Here is a 22188-nt window from a genome sequence, read left to right on the forward strand (position 1 = left end):
AAAGACTCTCTTGCTTTTGTAACATGTAATCACCCGCTACTTTCATCGTTATTACTTTGATTATAAAATAGAACAGCTAACAAATCATTTTTGTTAGCTGTTCTAAGGAGACTTTTTCAGTGGCCTCGCTCTGACCCCAATGTCCCGTTCTTCCTATACTAGTGGTCTATACATCCTTACAATTATACATGTTGTCGTCTTTTTGATACAATTAGTGAAGATAAGTAGGGGGGGTTTTTAGTATGATTGATAAAGATTCACCAATCCCAATTTATTATCAATTAGAAGTACGAATCAGGCAATTAATTGAAACGAACGAGCTAAAACCTGGTGATCTATTGCCATCTGAGCGAGAGTTCACAGAGAAATATAATATTAGTCGGATGACTGTAAGACAAGCGATCAACAATCTTGCAAGCGAAGGACTTTTATACCGTCAAAAAGGAAAAGGCACCTTTGTCGCGGAGAATAAGTTCGAACAAGATCTTTCCGGTTTAACTAGTTTCAGTGAAGATATGACAAGCCGCGGACTCATCCCATCGAATAAACTGATCAGTTTTAAAACTATTTCAGGAAACACCGAGCTTGCCTCTATTTTAAAATTAAATGCAGCGGATACCATTTACGAAATCAAACGAATCCGCCTTGCAAACGATGAACCCGTTGCCCTTGAGACAGTGTATACTCCCAAAAAACTTGTCGGGGAAATGACGAAACAAGATGTCACAACCTCATTCTATCACTATTTGGAAAACAAGCTTCAATTGCAAATAGGGTACGGCACCCAGAGCATCGAGGCTGTACTTGCCACAGATAATGAAATCAACCATTTACGCATCAAAGAGGGGAATCCGATATTACTCATGAAACGGACAAGTTATTTACAAGAAGACTTAGAAACCCCTGTTGAATACGTGAAGTCCGCTTACCGTGCAGATAAATATATCTTCCATTTACAGATGAAACGGGAATCCTAAGGTATCCCCGTTCCATCTTTTTTCCGCTATTTTTTATTTCGGATGCTCCTTACCTCATCTGCCACTGCTTGCACCTGGGTACCAACGATAACCTGAACATTGTTTTTCCCAACAATTTGGACGCCCGGCACACCAGTTGCTTTAATTCTTGGCTGATCTACCTGTTGTGCGTCTTTAACTTCCAGCCTGAGCCGCGTCGCACAATTATCAACGGAGAGAACATTTTCATCCCCACCAAGACCTGCGTAAATTTCACGAGCCATCACTGCAAAGCGATCACCTGCACCAGAGGCTGATTCAGTCGCCGCTTCCACAACTTCATCATCATCTTCCCGGCCCGGCGTTTTCATATCGAACTTAACGATTAAGAAACGGAACAAGAAATAATAAATTACCGCAAACACAAGACCCTGCACAATAAGCATCCATGGCTGATTCGCAAGTGGCAACCGCGAACTCAAGAAAAAGTCGATTGCTCCGGCACTGAAACTAAAACCTGCAGTCCAGCCAAAGGCCGATGCAATAAATAAGGATAATCCTGTTAAGGCTGCATGCACAACATACAAGAATGGAGCTAAGAACATGAAGGAAAATTCAATTGGTTCGGTTACACCTGTCAGGAAAGCTGCAAAAGCCGCGGCCATCAGTAGAGAAGCAACTTGTTTTCTTCTTCTCGTTTTAGCCGTATGATACATTGCTAATGTTGCTGCTGGCAAACCAAACATCATAATTGGGAAAAATCCGGCCTGATACATTCCAGTTATCCCTTTTTCCCCTTGACCGGACCAGAAATTAGCAATATCGTTAATCCCAGCCACGTCAAACCAGAATACAGAGTTTAGGGCATGATGCAGTCCAGTTGGAATTAATAGCCGATTAAAGAAGCCATAAAGCCCAGCACCAACAGAACCTAAGTTACTAATTGCCGTACCGAATGCTACTAATCCAGAATAAGCAATTGGCCAGATTAACAAAAAGAGTAAAGACAAAAGAAGCATCGTACCAGCTGTCATTATCGGAACAAGCCGTTTTCCACTAAAGAAAGCGAGCGCATCAGGAAGTTTCGTCTTACTAAATCGATTATACATCGCGGCAGCAATAAGACCTGAAATAATACCGACAAAGACGTTCTCAATATTGGCAAAAGCCGCATTCACACTTTCCGCTTCAATCCCCTGAAGGAGAGCCACATTATCAACAGAAAGCACTGTAGTAACAATCAAAAAGCCTACCAAACCACTAAGCGCTGCAGATCCATCCCTTTCCTTGGCCATACCGACTGCGACACCAACTGCAAATAAAACAGGGAGGAAATCTAAAATAGCACTACCGGCACTAATGAGGAAAGCTGCTACCTTATTCGCCTCACCCCATCCTTCCGGGTCAATCCCGTAACCGATCCCCATCAGGATCGCGGCAGCCGGCAGTACAGCTACAGGGAGCATGAGCGATTTACCAAGGTTTTGTAAATACTTCATCATAATAATCATCCTCTTCTAGAATTTAATGATGATAAAGCTTGTTCTTGGTCATTTTCCTTTCATCTTTCATGTTGGATTAATAAAAAACGCAATATGATAGCGCTGTCATTTAAAAGGAAAATTTAACTTTTGCTACTGCCCTCCCTTCCATCTTCAAACTGATTGGTAGCACGTAAAAAAAGATTTATTCATATTTATTTTATCAAAATACAGTATGGTTGTCTATACAACTATACGTATGCAAATCCATCATTATACCTAAGAAAACAGCTCTTTATGCTTTTTCATTAATTACTCATTATGCTCATCAGCTCCATCCACATTCCCACTAAGGAAAACAGGCGGAGTAATCCCTTTCTCTGCCAGTGAGGCGATAGCTAGTGCGATAACACTATTTATAATCGCGGCTCTTATAATCGTCGAGCTTGGAGCAAACGGAACCGCAACGTTATCATGCTCCAAGAGTGCATCTCCAAACGGGACATGATTGTCGATATGAAGGTCGCAGTACATAAATCATTTCCTCTTGCGCTTTCTTAAAGAGTTTCTTCAATATCATACTCTTTCCACCTCCGACTTTATAAGTGAAAAATTTACAATCACAGTTTAGCATCCAATATTGCCTGTCTATACATAAGTTGGACATTTAACCTCAAAGTCATCGAGCAAATAGTGAATTAAAGGGATTGCTGTAAAGGTTCGTTAGCATATGAAAGAATAACAAAGACAGGCATACACCTGTCCCTTGCTTAAGTTTCTTAGAGTAAAAACTTGATTAATCTAATAAAAACAAAAACGACCAATTCGGCTTCTTTAACTTATCCACAGCATCAATCGTTGACCAAATACCAGAAATACCCTCTAATCCTCCTACACATGTTTTTTTGTTGCCGTTATAATCTATATCATAGAACCCTAGTGGATTATTTTTATTAAAGAAAGTTAGTAATTCGTCTTTAATTGTTTCCATAAAGTAATATAAATTTTCATCTCTAGTTTCTAAATACATTAATAAAGTTTGATGTAATAAACCTGCATATCCGTGACAATAAGTTGGCGATACAAGCCCAAGTTGATTCAGATTTAATTTTGATAATGAAGAATAAGCGTGTTTAGCCAACTCTTTATATAGTTGATTATTAGTGACTCTTCCACTTAACCATAATGTACGTGCGACACCAGGGGCTCCATAACACCAAGCGAAAGAATACTTATTATATGACTGCAACTTCTTATTTGTGAATTCTTCAAAGCTAATCTTAGATGGCCACCAGACCATTTCCCCATCTTCTTGAGCAAAGTCTATTAAAATGCTGCTTAAATGATGAATCACCTCAACCTGTTTTGGATAATTAAATCCTTGTTCATAAGCAAGTGATAAAAATGCTAAAGGCCCGCATATTCCATGAGATATTCCTAAGTCGAGATGACCATTTTGATATCTATTCCTATCATCTTCAAATTGATTATCAAATGTTATAAAGTAATGGGGGAGTAAAAATCCGTTCACTTCCTGCTGATTGTCTAAAAGAACAAAGTAATCAATCATTTTATTTATTAGTTGGTTTACTTCTTCTTCCTTTGAAAAAAACAATAAATATCTCCCAATTCCTGCCAAACCATAGATCGTTTCGAAATCAAAACTTTGGACGTTACCAGATTGTATATTCTTTTTGGCTTGATTTAAAAAATCTTCTGTACTATTAACTATAAGTTCGTTGATTTGGTGAAGAAAGTTACTATAATACTTTCCATTATTTGAAAGCAAATAAGTAGAAGCTGCGATACCAGTTAATCCTGCCCATAACGATAAATGCATTGGTTGTAAGTTTGTGTTAATATATTGCAGCATATTAGCTCCTACTTCTTCCCATTGCTTTTCTTGTTCCTGAAGTTGTGCGCTTAACATAAGAACTCCAGATAGTCCCGTTGCCAAGGAAAGATCGGGTGTTGTTACTTTGCTTTTTTCGAGGAGTCTTATTAACTTCTTAGGTTCCATTAACGTGTGTTTGAACTGACGTAGAAACTCTTCCATATTTATTTCAAATATTTCAGTATTTTTTTCCATTAGTGGGGTTCCCTCCCTAAACACCAGATATTTATTTTGCCTTTTTTAAATTATTCATTTGCAGTCTATATAGTCTAGAGTAGACACCAGCTATCTCCAAAAGTTCCTCATGAGTGCCTCTTTCTACCACTTCCCCTTGCTGTAAAACAAGAATATGATCGGCAAAGTGCATAGAGGTATAACGATGGGAAATGAATATTCCTATTCTTCCTTCAACTAAATCACCGAACTTTTTAAAGATATTTGCCTCAGCCACTGAATCTAACGCAGCACTTGGTTCATCTAAAATATATAACGAAGCATCACGCATAAAAGCTCGAGCAATAGCTAATCGTTGCCATTGTCCTCCCGAAAGTTGATAACCATCTAGAAAATACTTTCCTAACTGTGTATTCTTCTGTTTAGGTAAGGTTTGAACAAATGCTGTAAGGCCAGACTTTTCTATAGCATCATTCACTCTATTTTCATCGTTTAGATTGTCAATATCTCCGAACCCGACATTTTTCCATAGACTCATCTCGTAGTTCACAAAATCTTGAAAGACTACGCCTAATTCCTTATAAAATAGTTCCGTTGGTATATCCCGAATGGAAATACCATTAATTAATATTTCACCTTCATAATCATTATACAATTTACATATCAGCTTAATTATTGTAGATTTACCAGACCCATTTTGGCCAACTAAAGCAAGTGTTTCTCCTCTTCTAAGTTTGAAATTAACGTTTTTTAAAACATAATTTTCTGTTGCTGGATATTTAAAATATACATTGCGAAACTCAATGGTTTCAATTTCGGAAAAGAATACAGTCTGTTTATCTTTTGTTAAAGCTCCTTCATCGTGACCATCTTTTAAATCTAAAAAGAAAAATAACTGTTGTATATATAAATTATTTTTACAGATATCAACAATATCCCAAACAATGGTTTGAGAGTTAGTATAAGTCAAAGTAATGGCAGAAAAATAGGCAACTAAATTACCGATATTTATATCACCATAAAATCCGGCATAAGCAACATAAAAAACGATGATACCGACAATAATATTCCCACATAATTGCGAGACAATAGACAATTGTGTTCGTTTATTTGCCAAAAATTTATCTTCTTTAAGAAATTGATTAATGATGTTCCTATATTCTTTTAATAGATAATTACTTAAACGATAAATCTTCGCTTCTTTAAAGCTGGAATCCCGCGTTTGTAATTGTAAAAGATACCATGACTTACGTTGATTTGGTACACGATGATAATGAATAAGAAATTCTTTTTTTCCTAAACTTAAATAAGCAAAAAAGAATAGTATAGGAACAAGCCCTAGAAGCAATGTCAATTTCCAATTCCAGGTTAATAGAATTCCAGCTGAAGAAACAAGCGTTACCGCGCCAGTAATAATAGATAGTATTTGTTGAAAGATTTCATATGGTCTAAAATCAGCTTCTTGCTGCGACCGTTGCAATTGATCCTGAATTAATGAATTTTCAAAGTTAGGCAAACTCATCTTTCCAACCTTTTTTATAATTTCAACTTTTACATGGTTAGAAAGATAGGTTTGATAGACGGTCGATGTGTGCATTTGGAAGATCATTAAAAGTTCATTTAAAAAGAATAAGCTAACGAAAACAGCGAGAGGAACCAAGACAATATTAAATTCACTCGTTTGGTTGTTTAAGACAATCGTATTCACTACTTGTTGTGTTGCAATTAAAGTTAAGGCAGGCATTAACCCTCTACTTATACTAAGCACTAAAATACAAAAAAAATAAAATTGGTTTGCTTTCCATAAAATATTAAAGATGCGTGGCCATAGTGAAAAAGTAAATATAATACTTCTTATACTTATTGAGTCTACATTAACCATTATTTTGTACTTCCTTAACTGCATTTTTCTGATTGATCAGTGTATAAAGTAGATGCCTATATAAAGTAATTGCCCTTTTTTCAAATACCCGATCGATTCCAATAAGCCGATTCATATGTAGATGAATCATACTGTCTAGAATATGGGTTTCATCAGAATATAAAAGATGTTCCAATTTATGCTGTTCAATAGCATGTTTGTAAGAAACCAGAGCATCGTTTCGTTGGTGGAGACAGTGAAGGATAAACCTTTCTTCCTCCGAATTGCTGTTAAAACCGTTCAAATAATCATTGAAAAACTGAATGAAAGTGCTTCTATTCTCTCGAAAGTCCTTTAAATACGCTTTATAATTAGTAGAACGGTTCAAAAAATCTAATTGCTGTTCAAAGGACCAACCGTAAGTAGACATATAATGGCTAATGTTTAAAATAGCAAGTTGATCTGAAGGCATCGTTAATCCTACAGTTTGTTTTCTATTCAAAATATCTAAAGATAAAAGACTATCGGAGTAGAATAATTGCTCGGCAACATTCATAAGACCAGGAGAGCCATACCTTTCTATTTCGGGATCATATGTATCAACTGTGCATTTATTAATAATACCTATCTCTAGCATGGAATTTAACCAATCACGAAGAGTTGCAATTGCCTCCTCGGAAATATTGGGTATATTAAATCGAAGTCTGATATGAAATTTAGGGTCTCTATAGCGCATAAAGAAAAAATGGTTATACCAGTTATTATTTTTTATAAAATAATAAAGATGCTCTCCTAAGAATTCTTCTACTCTATTCTCGGCGCAGTAAATTTTTAAATAGATCCAATTACTAAAAGGCAGAAATATCCGGTCTTCATTAGGAATTATCGATAATGGACTTTTTTTAATTTGCTCAGTAAATCTATGTTCATCGACCCATTTACTTTTATTTATGAAAGAAAATACTATTTCCCTAGCATATCCTTCTTCACTATCCAAATATTCGAGTAACGTTAATGTTGTACCATGCTCTAGTTTTGCTACTTCCCGATAGAGATCCTCCATGTGAACTTTATTGTGCAAATCATATAATATTTGATTATCTAAATTAGAAAGATAAACAAATCTAGGTATCTGGTATTTTCTTTTTAATTCAGAAAACTCCAAGCTAAAGTCATTAAAACTTTTTTGTTTTTTAAACATATAGGAATGAAGCGTCCATCTTGCACGGCTCAAAATAATATTCTTATACGTGATTCTTGGTAATGCAGGGAGATTTAAACTAATAATATTACTAAAAAAATATGGATAATTTGTACCCATTCGCTGCATTCCTACTTCAATTAAAAAGCGATAAATATTAGAGCAAATATCTGGATTTAATCTATGACTACTGACAGGAATTATTTCTTTCTGTAGTTTCTTAGATTTTAAGTAAAGCGAATCATGTGTGCTCCCAACAACAACATCTGAAAGCTCAATATGATTTTCATGGTAGTAGTTGCTTACGATGTTTAAAGTATAGTCCCTTCTATTTTTAATTTGACATACATTTAAATTACGAGGATCTATAGTAGCTGGGGTTACTTCTACTAACAATGCATCTGGATGCAATTCTTTTTCTTTCTCATTAATATGTGACCAATATTCTTCTGCTTCAGGAAAATAGTTTATAAACCTCCCTATCGTCGATCCAGCTCCGTTAGCATATGGATTAGCTCCCAGAACAAAGTTGGTTTGATCACCCTTCTTAATAGTCGTAAAAAACATATCAAGGGAATCTGGGGAACGATACTCTTGACTATTCAAATTCCTAATAACATCAATATGTTTTTTTGTTAATTCAAGTTCATTCTTGTTCATTAAAAATGTTTCTGTAATCCATTGAATAAATAAATTATCTATAAATCCGAGTGGATCTTTAGCATTATTCTCCTCACTATTATTTGGATTTGGAGGGTAAGTATAGGAATTAGGAGCACCAATACCAATATCATTATCTAACAATTCTATTAGGGGCACTTCTCTCTCCAATCCGTATTGTTCTAAAAATAAGTTATGGTATTTCTGTAAATTATGATTCACAATTCCACCATTCAAAGCGGTAAGCTGACACAACAAATTAGTAACGTCTTCTATATTTTCTTTTATAGCATCCGATAGAGTAAATGGTTTCCCCTCAGTAATCAGATCAATTTTCAAAGGATCTTTAACGTGTATTAATTTCCTCATCTTTTTCGTTAACTGATGGAAAAATTCTAGACCTTTTCCAATTTCTAGTTCCTCATACTCATTTATTAACAAATCCAATTCTTTTAGTTCGCGGGTTAAGGGATGATCATAATTAACCTCCTCTAATATCGTTAGAATCATTTTCAAAGGATTACTAATTGTATTGGTTAATTCTAAGTTGGTAATTAAAAACTCTTGTTGAATCAAATTAAATAAGAATTTGATAATAATTTCCTCTTCTACCCCTGGGTTTTTCTCCGATAAGATACGTAACATTTCAAGAAATGGAATACCGTTCTTTGTATGCTTAACTACGTCTTGAATAATCTTATTATAATTTATAGTAGTTTCTGTATATGAAATATCAGACTCGTCATTTTTTACACTGTTCGAACTAAAAGCAAGCTTTGCTCGATTCCCTTTGGCTAAGATACTTCCATTTACTTTAATATCTAAACTATAAATCAACTCCACATCACTTTGTAATAGCTTCACTAATTGATGAGCCCATTCCATATCAACTTGAACCTTTTTTCGGTAAGTAAACGAATCGTGAATAGGAGTGTGTTCATGATGAAACGTTCCAATTCCTACTGAAGCACATAAGCCAAACGGTGTTGTTCTAGTTGATATACGGTTTAAGTACCGGAAAACACCTTTAATAACATTTCGTTTATCTTTGGATCTACTTTCTAAATTAGTTCTTTCAATCGAGAAATACAAGGAGGGACTGGATACGGATATTATTTCCTTTATTGCTTTATTACCCAAAACAAGGTTCTTAAAAAACAGTAACTGCTCATCCATTGACATATTGTTTAAAAACTTTTCAGAGACATGATTAAAGAAATATGACATACTCTCGAAAGGTGTCCTTACCATAAAACGATCCAAAACTTGAAGGTTAGATGTTGATTTTCGAGATGTTAGATGGTTTTTTTTCATGTTTCTAGCTCCTTTTTGAAATAAGAAGTTCATCTCGCGGATATAACTTAGAGATGAACTTCTCATTTTAGTAAAAATTATTTATTGCCACAGCCAAAGGAAATACACACTAATGTTGGGCAACTTCTAGATGGACACGCACGGAGTGACACTCTAATAGGTGAAACCGTGTTTGGCGTAGCCACTCCTTTAACTGATACTGAATTTTTTTGTACATTTAGTTCGAAATCCTTTTGCATAATTATTTCTACCTCCAATATTTTTTATTTTGTGATATCACATGCTCATAATAGAATGCACCAAAAAATAAGTCAATATTGCTATTTTTTCCATTAATGATATAATATATCAAGAATGTTACATATATTTCGTAAATGTTACGATTAACATAATATTTTATAGTTTTTGTTTTTTTGTTCTTACATAAACTTAATTAATGTATTATTGAAATAGTTACTTGATTCTGCGAAATTCTTCTTTCTTTCCTGAAGGTCATAGGCTCAAATCTATTTTCTACCAGAAGTCGAATCAAAGTTTCGCAAAAACATACCGGGCTGACTAGTACGTATTACGTTTTTTAAGTTAATTCCAAAATTATGACAGGGGTGATTGGTTTTGAGGGAGAGAATTTTAACAGCAGCTTTAACATTATTTGCCCAAAAAGGCTATTACGCTTCCAGTGTTCAGGAAATCGCTAATTGTGCTGAAATATCTAGGAGTACGTTATACTCGTATTTTACGTCAAAAAAACATATCCTTATTTCCGTTTATCAGTTTTATCTAGATAGCTTATATGAACGCTTACAGCTAGAGTTAATAGAACATAGTGAGTTTGAACAAAGACTACATACTTTTAAAAAGATATTAAGAAACTATTTAAGTGTTCCATTTGAACATGAAGAGTTTTTAATTATGCAAATGAATGAACAAAATATTAATGACCCAGAAGTGGCGAATTATGTTATCGAGAAAAGAAATCAAATTTACAAAAGACTTGTGGAAATCTTGCAATATCTAGGCGGAAAAGAATTAAACTATTGTTCACTAGATATGGTAATTATTTTAAATAGTATAGTTGAGGAGTACAGTACGGTAGCCATTTATGACCGTAAAGATTTAGAATTGGACGATCTTGTTGAGTATATTAGCCAGATTATTACATGTATTTATAAAGGTTTTATTTCGAATCAAATCGTTCCCTTATTGGAGGCTTATGATTTCTCGGAAGAAAGAGAAAATGAAAACGAAAATGAAATCGATGTGTGCTCTGTCCTTAAAAGAAAAGTGGAGGATTTAGAATTAATTATCAAAAATATTCAATTATCAAGAGAGGAGTTCGTAGAAGTAAGTACCTCGGTAAAATTAATACGTAAAGAGCTCGAAAAATCGCAGGGTGGTGATTTAATAATCATACTAGGTTTATTACGTAATATACAGCAAATAAAAGATTTAAGGTATACTGTGGACGTTTGTACTTCAATCATTCAACAAAATTATCTTAAGTAGGTGATCTCTTGTTAGGTGAATTAATAGAAGTCTTTCATATTATTTTACAAATTGTAAAAGGGGAAATACCGCTTACACAGGTTTATACGGTCATTTTTTTACTTATTGCTGTTAGTTTGCTCCACATCGTAAGTGAAGTTATCAAATCCAAAGGAAAAATCAACTTATTAAAATTAATGATGGAAGGAATGGCTACAAGTATTATTATTTTCGTGTTTTACATGGGGGTTTACTTGTTTATATTCAAGATCTTTCACTCCTTTATTAATACAAGTAATGTGCTTAGGGATGAGAACTTAATCTGGTACACGATTATATCGTTCTTTTGTTTTATAACATTATTTTCCTTATTCTATCTTTATAAGAAATTCAATTTATTCGGTCGTTTAGTTATATCCGCTATTCATATCTTGTTGACAGTTTCAATTTTAACGCTAGTTAATAAATATTTGATACCGCAATCAGAATTACCTATATCAGCTATTGTTTGTACGCTTCTATTAAATTTAGGATTTAGTATATTCTTTATTACCTTTGGTACAGAGTCGACACAAAAGGGAAATGAAGGAAAAAAAGTCGCAAAATAATATATTAATGGGACAAAGAGGCTCAATGACCCATTTTTAAATCCTCGGTTTAATGCTATCGACGAACTTGGCTGCGGCGCGGGAGAGTGGGACTGTTTTTAAATGGACAATACCGATATACCGGCTCGGGATTTCCTCTTCCAGCAATACTTCATGGACAATACCGCGGTTTAAATACTCACGAGAAAACTCGCGAACAACACAAGATATGCCTAAGTTCCCTTTCGCAAAATCCATAATAAGATCATAAGAACCAAGTTCGAATACCGGAGACAGTTCATACCCTCTTTCTTTAAAAAACGCATCCACATAATCGCGGGAGACCGTATTTTTTTCAAAAAAGATGAGCGGTAGTTCCATCAAATGATCATAGCTGATCCGATGTTTCGAAATCCGTTTATATTTATCCCCGCAAACGAAAATATCATGAATTTCCATACATGGCGTAACGTCGAACTGCTCATCAGCTATCGGCAAATTACATACCCCGACATCCGCTTCCCCTGCTTTCAAAAACCCCAAAATCTCAGGAGTAGTTCCATTTAACACCTTCAGCTTAATTCCAGGAAAACGCGCATGAAATTCTTCCAAATAAGGTAATAAAAAATAACGGGAAATCGTATCCCCAACTGCAATCCGCAACTCACCACGCCTAAGCCCCTTATACGCTTGAATTTTATCTTCCGCAACGTCGAGAATCCCTAACGCGGAGCTCACGTGCTCCTGCAGCACTTTCCCCTCTGTCGTTAACACAACACCTTTTGGGGTCCGGTAAAACAGCTTGACTTCAAGCTCCTTCTCCAGCCGGGAAATTGCTTGACTCACAGCAGACTGGGTCATAAATAGTTCTGTTGCCGCTTGAGAAAAGCTCTTATTTTGACTGACAATCTGAAACACACGGTATAAATCCAAATTCTCTATCATATAAATTCTCCTAATGACAGGTATTATTATTATTAATTTTACTTATATCACGGATTACAGGTATAGTAAAGAAGGGAAATCAAAAGTTAACAGGGACGTACATAAAGTGAAACTTCATTTAGTGGGGTATGACAGACCGTTAGTGCGTGATAAATATATTCTCATAAAGATTAGGAGAGATTAGATTGGTAAGAGCAGTAGGTACAACAGCACGTGGACTCAGAGCACCAATTATCAATGAAGGCGATGACCTTGAGGGAATCGTCGTCGAAACCGTTTTACAGGCAGCAGAAGTCGAAGGGTACCACATCCGCGACCGTGATATTGTCTCATTAACCGAGTCGATTGTTGCACGGGCACAAGGAAACTATGCGAGCATCGAAGCGATTGCGGAAGATATTAAAAGAAAATTTGCTGGCAAAACGGTTGGAGTCATCTTCCCAATCCTTAGCCGGAATCGCTTTTCCAGCAGTTTGAGCGGAATTGCCCGCGGCGTTAAGAAAATTGTCCTCATGCTGAGCTACCCGGCCGATGAGGTTGGCAACCATTTAGTCAGCATTGATGACTTGGATGATAAAGGGGTCAATCCATGGACAGATGTTTTGACAGAAAAAGAATTCCGCGAGTTATTCGGAGATCGCAAGCACCCGTTCACTGGAGTCGATTATATTGAATATTACCGTAGTATTGTGGAAGCTGAAGGAATTGAATGCGAAATTATTTTTTCCAATAACGCGAAATCAATCCTGGACTACACGAAGCATGTCCTCACTTGTGATATCCATTCGCGCCAGCGGACGAAACGGATCCTAAAGAAACACGGTGCGGAAACTGTTTACGGACTGGACGATATTTTGACAGAACCGATTAATGGCAGTGGTTATAACGAAGCATACGGCCTACTCGGTTCCAATAAAGCGACGGAAGAAAGTGTGAAACTCTTCCCGAATAAATGTCAGGAATTAGTCGATGGGATTCAAGAAAAAATTAAACAAGCAACTGGAAAGACAGTTGAAGTAATGGTGTACGGTGACGGTGCTTTTAAAGACCCGGCCGGGAAAATCTGGGAGCTAGCAGACCCTGTCGTTTCCCCAGCTTACACAGCAGGTCTGGAAGGCACACCGAACGAAATCAAATTAAAATATTTAGCTGATAATAACTTCAGCCATCTGCGCGGAGATGAATTGGACGAAGCAATTGCAGCATTCATTGATAAAAAAGGTGATGACCTTGTCGGATCGATGGAGGCACAAGGTACAACACCGCGAAAACTAACCGACTTAATCGGCTCTCTATCTGACCTCACGTCAGGAAGCGGCGACAAAGGAACACCTTTTGTCTACATTCAAGGGTACTTTGATAACTATACTGATCAAAACTAATTTTAAAACCGGACCACTGGAAAAATTCTTCCTTGTGGCCCCGGTTTTATTCAGCTTCCAGCCGAAGTGGCAGCCGCTGATTGATCTGCTTTCACACAATCGATTGCGACAACAAGAGAAATTATCAGATTTTCTTGGGATTCATCATTGACTCTAACTTGATAACTATCACCCCAAGTAAACCATTTCTTTTTCACATCACCAATGAACTCTCCGTGCTGATACACTTCAAAGTCCATGCCCCACCAATCTCCTGTCACCTCTAAGCCAAGCGCATCAATCGTATAACGTGGTTTAAAAAATGAAAATTCCTTTTTTATTGTGATGACTTCTTCGCCGGCAACAGCAACGGTGAACTTCGGCATCCACGTAAGCACACGTTTCGTAATCCGGGCAACTTCCGCTTCTCTTTCATCCTTAATCGTATAGACTTTCGGGATTTTCATAAAGCTGCCCTCGACGATATATACATCACGCTCATCCGCATCTTTCACCGTAAATCTGCCACTCAGACTGAGTAGTTTTTGCTTTATATACAATTCTTTCATAAAATACCCTCACACTTCGTCAGATTAAAACTCTTCATAGACAGCTGGATCTTGGTCTTTCTGTCTCCCGTCCGGACGAGTCAATTCGGCTATTCTTTTCATTTCTTCCTGTGATAGTTCAAAATCAAAAATTGCAAGATTTTCCCGCTGACGGACAGGTGAAGTCGATCTTGGAATAGCAACCGATCCCAGCTGATAATGCCAGCGCAGAATAACTTGGGATACGGACTTATTATGGCGCGACGCAATTGCCGTTAGAATATCATTATCAAGCACGTTATTCACACGAGCAAGTGGACTCCAGGATTGTGTCTGAACATCATTCTCTTCATGCCATTTCCGCTGCTCCTCCTGATTGAAGAACGGGTGCAACTCAATCTGGTTCACACTTGGCTTCACACCGGTTTCTTTTTCCAGTCGTTCGATATGCTCCGGCAGGAAATTACTCGTTCCGATTGAACGAACCAAGCCCCATCTTTTTGCATCAATTAACGCCTGCCAAGCTTCGACATACACATCCTGCTTCGGGTTCGGCCAGTGGATGAGGTACAAATCATAGTAATCGAGATTCGCTCGGTACAAGGACTCTTGAATTGTCTGCACAGCCAAGTCGTATTGATGGTATCTCCCCGGCAGCTTCGACGTGATGATTAAATCTTGACGCTGCACCCCGGTTTTCCGGACAGCTTCCCCTACTGTACCTTCGTTTTCATAGTTATAAGCGCTATCAAGCAGGCGATACCCATTATCTATCGCACTTGTAATCGACTGGACTCCAACGTTACCATTCATTTTATACGTCCCCAGCCCAATTGCTGGGATTGTTAGTCCATCATTTAATGTAATTTCAGGAATTGATCTGATCATATAAAACCTCTCCTTTTCTATTGATTGCTCTATTTAAATGAGTAATTAAATTTAGTATAACACACTCACCGACCTGATTTCTGTTACTTCTTCCTTTGACAGTCTATAATAGACCATAATGAACGTCATCAGGGAAGAGAGGTGTTTTCAGATGGTTGGTATGGGATACCGAACGATTAAAACAGCAGTCGGTGCAGGAATTGCGATGTGGTTTGCAAGCCTTGTAGACATCCAATTTGCTACTTTTGCAGCGATTCTTGTCATTATGTGTATTGAACGGACGAAAAAACGAACCATTGATACAATTAAGGATAAATTTTTTGCTTGTCTTCTTTCACTTGTGCTCGGAATGGGTGTCTTTGAATTATTAGGCTATCACCCGATTGTATTTGCGATTTTCATCCTTCTCTTTATACCTATCTTAATGAAAGCGCGGATTCAAAACGGGTTTATTACGAGCATGGTTGTCCTCTCCCATATTTATATGATTGGAAATGCAAGTTTTGAAGTGTTCTACCATGAACTATTTATCATTTTCACAGGGATTGGAATTGCCTTCCTTGTAAACAGTATTATGCCAAGTATGAAGAAGGACATCGATCGATATAAATATGAAATTGAAGAAAAATATGCAAAGATCCTCTATGAATTCCATGCTTTTTTAAAAGATAACCACCGGAATTGGGACGGACAAGAGATCAATGAAGCGGAAGAAATTATTAATCAAGCGAAATCGATGGCCACCCAGGATATTGAAAACAATCTATTACAAGAAAAGAGAACGGATTATCATTATTTCAGATTGCGGGAAGAGCAACTCGCCACGTTACGACAAATGCTCCCGATTATCGGCATCGTCTCCCTCTCAGAGATCCACGTGGAACAACGTGAAATGGTTGCCGACCTATTCTTGAACATTAGCGAAAACGTCCGCACGAAGAACGTTGATTCAGTTCTTGAAAAACTGGAAGCTTACGAAGAAGTTTTTCGTGAAGATGAGCTGCCAAAGACAAGAGAAGAATTCGAAGTACGGGCCAATCTCTTTTACCTGCTTTTTGAAATCAAGAATTATTTGCTGGTTAAAAAGAAAGTGATGCGGCAGCGCGAGCCTTTTTCCAATCGGGCTAGCGTGCAACAATCAAGACTAGAATAGAAGGAAGCGAAAAAGCGATGATTGAACTGCGAGAATTAACAACGCCGGAAGAGCTACAAGAAGTAAATGCTTTAGAGACAAGAATCTGGGCGACGGAAATTGTGCCGCCCCACCTGACCATCACCAACGTGAAGAATGGCGGAATCATGATCGGAGCATATGCAGATGGTAAGCTATGCGGCTTCAGCTACGGTTTCCCAGGCTTCCGTGATGGAGAAGTTTATCTCTGCTCTCACATGCTTGGGGTCGATGAACCTTACCGTTCCTGCGGGATTGGTGAAAAATTGAAACAGAAACAGCGGGAGATTGCGCTTCGAAAAGGCTACCGCAAGATGAACTGGACATTTGATCCGCTGGAAACACGAAATGCATATTTGAATTTGACGAAATTACACGGAATAACACATACATATATAGAAAATTGCTACGGTGACATGGAAGACGGCCTGAATCAAGGACTTCCTTCCGACCGGCTTGAGCTGCATTGGCATTTGGAAAGCCCCCATGTGACTGGTCGGGAAATTAGCTTTCCAGAAACAATTATCCCATTTAATTCGATTACTTTCACGAAGGATGAACTACCTGTTTATGTAACGAATCATATTGGAAATCTCACAGCAGAAGCCTATTCGCTGCTCGTCCCTAAAGATTTCCAACATTTAAAGCAAACGAATAAAAACCGCGCACTAGACTGGAGATTGAAGACGAGATATGCTTTTCAACGTCTGTTTCAAGCTGGATTTACAGCCGTAGAGCTGCGAGTTATGGACCAATATGCCGCTTATATTTTTATAAAGTGAAACTTCACTCCGTGGGGTTTTCCCCATATTTAGAGATGGGGGTAGTACAGACCGCTAATGCGTGGTATAAAACAGTATTAATCTTGGAGGAAATGAATCATGAAATTGACAGAGATCACCATCCGTCATTTACAAATGAAATTAAAATCCCCTTTTGCAACAAGTTTCGGAACGTTGGAAAATAGGGACTTTCTAGTACTAGAAGCAAAAGACAAAAGTGGAACGATTGGCTGGGGAGAATCCGTCGCCTTCCGTGCTCCTTGGTATACAGAGGAAACGATGATGACGAACTGGCATATGCTCGAAGACTTCCTCATCCCACTTATCTTGAATAAAAAATTGGAGCATCCAGATGAAGTGAGTAATATTTTTTCCCCGATTCGTAAAAACAATATGGCTAAGTCCACGATTGAAGGAGCGATTTGGGATATCTATGCCCAGCAGACGAATCAATCGCTTGCGGCGGCTCTTGGCGGTAGTGCTCGGCGGATTGAAGTCGGAATCAGCATAGGTATTCAGCGGACTACTGCTGACCTTATCCAACTCATTCACCAGTACGTGGAAGAGGGCTATAAACGCATAAAGGTGAAAATCAAACCAGGGAAAGATGTGCAAATCATCCGTGCTTTACGCGAACATTTTCCGGATCTCCCGATTATGGCAGATGCCAATTCCGCTTATTCATGGGAAGACCTTGATACGTTAAAACAACTTGATGAATTTAACCTCATGATGATTGAACAACCACTTGCCTCCGATGATATCGTCGACCATGCCAAGCTGCAAAAGGAGCTGAAAACACCGATTTGCTTAGATGAAAGCATCAATTCGTTGGAAGATGCGCGAAAAGCGGTGGAACTCGGAAGCACAAAAGTTATAAACGTGAAAATTGGTCGTGTTGGCGGATTGACCGAAGCGAAACGAATTCATGATTACTGTGCAGAAAAAGGCATTCCCGTCTGGTGCGGCGGTATGCTTGAATCTGGAATTGGCCGGGCTCATAATATTGCACTGACATCGCTCGCAAATTTTACTTTGCCAGGTGACACATCGGGGTCCGACCGCTATTGGGAAAAGGATATCATCTTTCCGGAAGTAATCGCGGATGACGGCTATATTATGGTTCCTAAGAAATCCGGGATTGGCTATGAAATCGACCAGGAAACAATTGAAGCATTTACGGTCAATAAAAAACATTATCGATGAATAGACTTCCGGACGTTTTTTCTGTCGGTATTTGGGGAACGATTGAATATAAGAAGGATGATTCAGGATTCTTTGCATTCTCACGTAGCAGACAACAATAAGAAGGAGTGTCTCTCAGATGACGACGTATAATAAACTTGTCCGTGATGGTATACCGGCAATATTGGAACAAAACGATCAAGCGTTCAAAACCGAAACCCTTAATCAGGATCGCTATATTATGGAACTGAAGAAGAAATTGAATGAAGAAGTAATGGAATATCAGGATGCAGCAAATGATGAAGATGCATTAGAAGAACTTGCCGATATCTTGGAGGTCATGCAGACCCTTGTCGGTATTCACGACACATCGATGGAAGAAGTAGAAAAACGTCGAGTGAAAAAGGCAGAGGAATATGGTGGGTTTGAAGAGAAGATTTATTTGATCGATGTAGAGGAGAAATAATAATGAGGCACTTTAATGAATTTCATAATACTTATTTAATGCTTCACCATCACCATATGTAGTTGGTTCGTTCCCAACTACATATGGTGATGAAAAAGCCGACTTTGGTAATTATGAAATTCATTTACTTAGTTAGATTTTTCCCTAAGTGCCTCATTTTTTAATGCCTTATCCCCGGATTGTTCGAGTTTTTTCGCCCGCACATTCCCTTTATAGATAAAATAAAGTGCAAGCACCATAAACAGGATAGCAAGCCCCCGTTTCGCATCTAAAGGAATGACGGTAACGTGGAACCAACCGAAATGGTCGATGATAAGTCCCATCGACAGCTGCCCGCTGATGACGAGGATACTTGTTGATATCATCCCAATTTTTGGAACTACCGTAATATTAATAAGAACAAAGAGCACGCCGCAAAACACACCAAGAAGCTGCCATTTCGGCGCCTCAAAGAGGGCAAATAAATCTCCCCGGCCAAAGAAAAGCACAAGAATCGCAAGCAAGCCTGTCCCAGTAAGGAAAGAGATGAGTGCACCTTCAATTGTCCCGATTCTCCTACCTAATGAGGCATTGACGGACGATTGACTGCTTACCAAGAGTCCACCCATCATCATAAGAAGTATTCCAAGTGTGCCCATTCCCCGTCACCTCCTACTGAATCAAAATAAGAGCAATAAGCATGGACAGAATCGCTAAGATTTTCTCTCGGTTGATTTTCACCTGACTCGCTCCGAGCCAGCCAAAATGTTCAATCACTGTACTCATCAGCAACTGCCCGATGATTAATGCGACCATCGCAATGCCAACGCCGACAAACGGAACACTGATGACAAGCATCGTTAAATAAATGACCCCTAAAAATCCGCCAAAGAGCGTCCATTTAGGAACCGTAACAACATTGGAAAGCTTGCCTTTCCCGAGAAAAAGCCATAATAACCCGAGCATGACGGAACCAACTGCAAAGTTATAAAAACTCGTTTCCAATTGGCCAATCCACTTACCGAGCTGTCCGTAGAATGCCCCTTGGAAACTTACAAGGATTCCCGCCAGTAATGCAAAAAGATAAGCTGTATACCGCATTCCTTCGTTTCCCCACCTTATTCGACTAAAATTCGCTTCTTGTCTAGGCACCTAATGCTTGCCAGACCGCCGCATATACATGTTTCAGTGGTATTTGATGTTTTTCGGCAATTTCCTTACATTCCTCATACTCCGGAGAACTCTGGAAAACTTCCCCATTCCGCAAGCCTTGTTTCACCGTAATTGGTCCCCATTCCGTTTCCACTTTTATAAATTGTCTTTCCATTCGGTGCACGGTAATAGGATAATAGCGGATACCGAGGGTAGTTGTCTCCGTTAACAAAATTTCTTTCATTTTCTCTAACTTTTCTTCAGAACACAACAGCTGAAGCAAAATACCTGGACGATTTTTCTTCATATAAATCGGTGAATAGATACAATCATTCGCTCCAGCAGCAAACAACCTGTCCATCACATACCCGAGCCACTCACCCGGCACATCATCTAGGTTCACTTCCATTTTAAACATGTTGTCATCAATATGTTCTTCATTCGGTGGATGCTTGTGTTCGATATCCATCCACTCCCTCTTCACCATTAGCGATTCGGTCAATCATGACAGCCTGGTAAGCACCGCCGAAACCGTTATCGATATTCACGACGCTCACCCCGCTCGCACAAGAATTTAGCATCGTTAGCAAGGCGGAAACACCTTTAAAACTTGCTCCATATCCGATACTTGTTGGAACAGCGATGACAGGATGCGACACAAGCCCGCCTACAACACTCGCTAATGCTCCTTCCATCCCTGCAACAACTACCGAAACGGTTGCCCCTTGAATTTCCTCCGCATGTTCAAGCAGCCGGTGAATTCCTGCAACCCCGACATCATAAAAACGACGCACATTACTCCCGAACAGCTCAGCAATAATCGCTGCTTCCTCAGCAACCGGCAGATCCGAAGTTCCCGCACAAAGCACTGCAATATAGCCAGTGCGTGTCTTCACCGTCTCCTTTGCTTTCCATGATAGAATTCTTGCCGTGTCATGATAAGAAAGCTCCGGGTGGCGTTTCAGAATTTCTTCCGCCTTTTCTTTCTCAACCCTTGTCACGACGACATCATCCTGATTTTCTTTCATGGCCGTAATGATTGCTGCAATCTGCTCCGGCGTCTTCCCTTCCCCAAAAATAACCTCGGGAAAGCCTTGACGTTGCTTCCGGTGATGATCGACCTTGGCAAACCCTAGCTCTTCATAGGTTGCCAAACTTTTCATTGCTTCTTCTATCGTTAATTCTCCTGCTTGAACTTGCCGTAAAATTTTCTCCATGTTGTCACTTCACTTCCGTCATTACTCTTCTCCAATTACTACCCGCAACACGTTCGGATGTTTCGGGAAGCTTTTCGTTCCTGCTCCGTAGCCAATAAAATCGACCTTCATTGGCGGAAAAGCGATAAATTCTTCTGCGATCACCGCTGCAAAAGCCGCTCCAGTCGGTGTTGTAAGCTCTGATTTTAAATCACTTTTCCCTAATGGAACACCTTTTAAAATCTCGAGCGTTGCTGGCGCAGGAATCGGGTAAATACCATGATCAATATGAATTTGCCCCGAACCCGTTGGAACAGGAGCTGATTTAACTTTTTCAATACCGAGCTGTTCCAATAAAATCGCTGCCCCAACTATATCAATAATCGAGTCCACTGCTCCAACTTCATGAAAGTGCACGTCAGCCAGCGGCATGCCATGAATTTTTCCTTCTGCTTCTCCGATTTTTTTAAAAATACGAAGGGATGTGTCTTTTACATATTCCGTCAACTCTGAATTTGAAATCAGGTCAACGATATCCTTGTAGGAGCGGTGATCTTGGTGGTGATGACCGTGTTCATGATGATGTCCATCATGACCGTGATGATGGGTATGCTCTTCGTGATCATGCGTGTGTTCGTGCTCATGATGATGGTGATGATTTTCCGCGGTGAGTATACAATCAAATTTGGTCGCTGTAATTCCATTTTTATTGACGGTGCTCACCCTTAGTTCATATTCTTCCTCAATATGTAATTTCTTCAATTCTGTTTCTAGTTTAGAAAAATCGCCGCCTGCATCAAGCAAAGCACCGATTGTCATATCTCCGCTTATTCCAGAAAAACAATCGAAATACAGTGTCTTCATCTTTATTACTCCCTCTTTCCAGTCTAGTTAAAGCTACT

General features: G+C 38.5%; 20 protein-coding genes and 1 pseudogene. 8 read left to right on the forward strand and 13 right to left on the reverse strand.

The features are described 5' to 3' along the window. Nucleotides 1–242: 242 nt before the first annotated feature. Complete coding sequence (locus tag L3V42_RS05965) at nt 243–977, forward strand: GntR family transcriptional regulator (protein ID WP_188855897.1); 735 nt, start codon at nt 243–245, stop codon at nt 975–977. 26 nt (nt 978–1003) lie between these two features. On the opposite strand, the gene nagE is transcribed toward L3V42_RS05965, so the two are convergent. The 5 genes and pseudogenes from nagE to L3V42_RS05990 all read right to left on the reverse strand — a co-directional run bounded on the left by nagE (nt 1004) and on the right by L3V42_RS05990 (nt 9541). Then, nucleotides 1004–2458, reverse strand: a complete 1455-nt coding sequence (nagE, locus tag L3V42_RS05970) for an N-acetylglucosamine-specific PTS transporter subunit IIBC (RefSeq protein ID WP_188855898.1) — start codon at nt 2456–2458, stop codon at nt 1004–1006. Between the two features lie 291 nt (nt 2459–2749). Next, nucleotides 2750–2962, reverse strand: a pseudogene (locus tag L3V42_RS05975) (hypothetical protein); the annotation flags it as partial. A gap of 271 nt (nt 2963–3233) precedes the next feature. Beyond that, entirely contained in the window at nt 3234–4526 is a 1293-nt protein-coding gene (locus L3V42_RS05980) for a lanthionine synthetase C family protein (protein WP_238471532.1), read from the reverse strand. Nucleotides 4527–4557: 31 nt separating this feature from the next. Further along, nucleotides 4558–6387: an ABC transporter ATP-binding protein gene (locus tag L3V42_RS05985; RefSeq protein ID WP_238471533.1), complete on the reverse strand. Its 1830-nt coding sequence runs from the start codon at nt 6385–6387 to the stop codon at nt 4558–4560. Continuing rightward, nucleotides 6380–9541: a lantibiotic dehydratase gene (locus L3V42_RS05990; RefSeq protein ID WP_238471534.1), complete on the reverse strand. Its 3162-nt coding sequence runs from the start codon at nt 9539–9541 to the stop codon at nt 6380–6382. The genes L3V42_RS05985 and L3V42_RS05990 overlap by 8 nt, the downstream gene beginning before the upstream one ends. A gap of 615 nt (nt 9542–10156) precedes the next feature. On the opposite strand from L3V42_RS05990, the gene L3V42_RS05995 reads away from it, so the two are divergent. Then, entirely contained in the window at nt 10157–11047 is an 891-nt protein-coding gene (locus L3V42_RS05995; protein WP_235763361.1) for a TetR/AcrR family transcriptional regulator, read from the forward strand. An 8-nt stretch (nt 11048–11055) separates the two neighbouring features. After that, nucleotides 11056–11634 (forward strand): hypothetical protein, encoded by a 579-nt coding sequence (locus tag L3V42_RS06000; protein WP_238471535.1) that lies wholly within the window; start codon nt 11056–11058, stop codon nt 11632–11634. Between the two features lie 36 nt (nt 11635–11670). Here the strand turns inward: L3V42_RS06000 and L3V42_RS06005 are convergent, their stop codons facing one another. Next, a complete protein-coding gene (locus L3V42_RS06005; RefSeq protein WP_235763359.1) occupies nt 11671–12558 on the reverse strand; it encodes a LysR family transcriptional regulator in 888 nt (295 codons plus the stop codon). Nucleotides 12559–12743: 185 nt separating this feature from the next. On the opposite strand from L3V42_RS06005, the gene L3V42_RS06010 reads away from it, so the two are divergent. Then, entirely contained in the window at nt 12744–13940 is a 1197-nt protein-coding gene (locus L3V42_RS06010) for a coenzyme F420-0:L-glutamate ligase (RefSeq protein WP_238471536.1), read from the forward strand. 50 nt (nt 13941–13990) lie between these two features. Here L3V42_RS06010 and L3V42_RS06015 read toward each other — a convergent pair whose 3' ends face one another. Together L3V42_RS06015 and L3V42_RS06020 are read right to left on the reverse strand one after the other, a co-directional pair. Then, entirely contained in the window at nt 13991–14488 is a 498-nt protein-coding gene (locus tag L3V42_RS06015; protein ID WP_238471537.1) for an LURP-one-related/scramblase family protein, read from the reverse strand. 24 nt (nt 14489–14512) lie between these two features. After that, entirely contained in the window at nt 14513–15355 is an 843-nt protein-coding gene (locus tag L3V42_RS06020; RefSeq protein ID WP_235763357.1) for an aldo/keto reductase, read from the reverse strand. Nucleotides 15356–15506: 151 nt separating this feature from the next. On the opposite strand from L3V42_RS06020, the gene L3V42_RS06025 reads away from it, so the two are divergent. The 4 genes from L3V42_RS06025 to L3V42_RS06040 all read left to right on the forward strand — a co-directional run bounded on the left by L3V42_RS06025 (nt 15507) and on the right by L3V42_RS06040 (nt 18959). Next, nucleotides 15507–16508 carry an aromatic acid exporter family protein gene (locus L3V42_RS06025; protein ID WP_238471538.1) on the forward strand — a complete coding sequence of 334 codons (1002 nt, stop codon included), beginning with the start codon at nt 15507–15509 and terminating at the stop codon, nt 16506–16508. Between the two features lie 17 nt (nt 16509–16525). After that, the gene (locus L3V42_RS06030) at nt 16526–17308 is read left to right on the forward strand and encodes a GNAT family N-acetyltransferase (RefSeq protein ID WP_238471539.1); all 783 of its coding nucleotides are present in this window, start codon (nt 16526–16528) and stop codon (nt 17306–17308) included. A gap of 99 nt (nt 17309–17407) precedes the next feature. Then, nucleotides 17408–18514: an o-succinylbenzoate synthase gene (menC, locus tag L3V42_RS06035; protein WP_238471540.1), complete on the forward strand. Its 1107-nt coding sequence runs from the start codon at nt 17408–17410 to the stop codon at nt 18512–18514. Between the two features lie 118 nt (nt 18515–18632). Continuing rightward, complete coding sequence (locus L3V42_RS06040) at nt 18633–18959, forward strand: nucleoside triphosphate pyrophosphohydrolase (protein ID WP_235763353.1); 327 nt, start codon at nt 18633–18635, stop codon at nt 18957–18959. 128 nt (nt 18960–19087) lie between these two features. Here the strand turns inward: L3V42_RS06040 and L3V42_RS06045 are convergent, their stop codons facing one another. Genes L3V42_RS06045 through larC form a run of 5 tightly spaced genes read right to left on the reverse strand, consistent with a single transcriptional unit; the run spans nt 19088 to nt 22150 of the window. Then, nucleotides 19088–19597, reverse strand: coding sequence for a DMT family transporter (locus tag L3V42_RS06045; protein WP_235763352.1), 510 nt, complete (start codon nt 19595–19597; stop codon nt 19088–19090). Between the two features lie 13 nt (nt 19598–19610). Beyond that, nucleotides 19611–20039: a DMT family transporter gene (locus L3V42_RS06050; RefSeq protein ID WP_235763351.1), complete on the reverse strand. Its 429-nt coding sequence runs from the start codon at nt 20037–20039 to the stop codon at nt 19611–19613. A gap of 43 nt (nt 20040–20082) precedes the next feature. Then, entirely contained in the window at nt 20083–20559 is a 477-nt protein-coding gene (gene larC2, locus L3V42_RS06055) for a nickel pincer cofactor biosynthesis protein LarC2 (RefSeq protein ID WP_235763350.1), read from the reverse strand. Then, the gene (gene larB / locus L3V42_RS06060; RefSeq protein WP_235763349.1) at nt 20528–21307 is read right to left on the reverse strand and encodes a nickel pincer cofactor biosynthesis protein LarB; all 780 of its coding nucleotides are present in this window, start codon (nt 21305–21307) and stop codon (nt 20528–20530) included. The genes larC2 and larB overlap by 32 nt, the downstream gene beginning before the upstream one ends. Nucleotides 21308–21328: 21 nt before the next feature. Beyond that, nucleotides 21329–22150, reverse strand: a complete 822-nt coding sequence (gene larC / locus L3V42_RS06065) for a nickel pincer cofactor biosynthesis protein LarC (RefSeq protein ID WP_238471541.1) — start codon at nt 22148–22150, stop codon at nt 21329–21331. Nucleotides 22151–22188: the final 38 nt, after the last annotated feature.

Source organism: Oceanobacillus alkalisoli, assembly GCF_022213125.1.
In the GTDB taxonomy this organism is placed as follows: Bacteria; Bacillota; Bacilli; order Bacillales; family Amphibacillaceae; genus Oceanobacillus; species Oceanobacillus alkalisoli.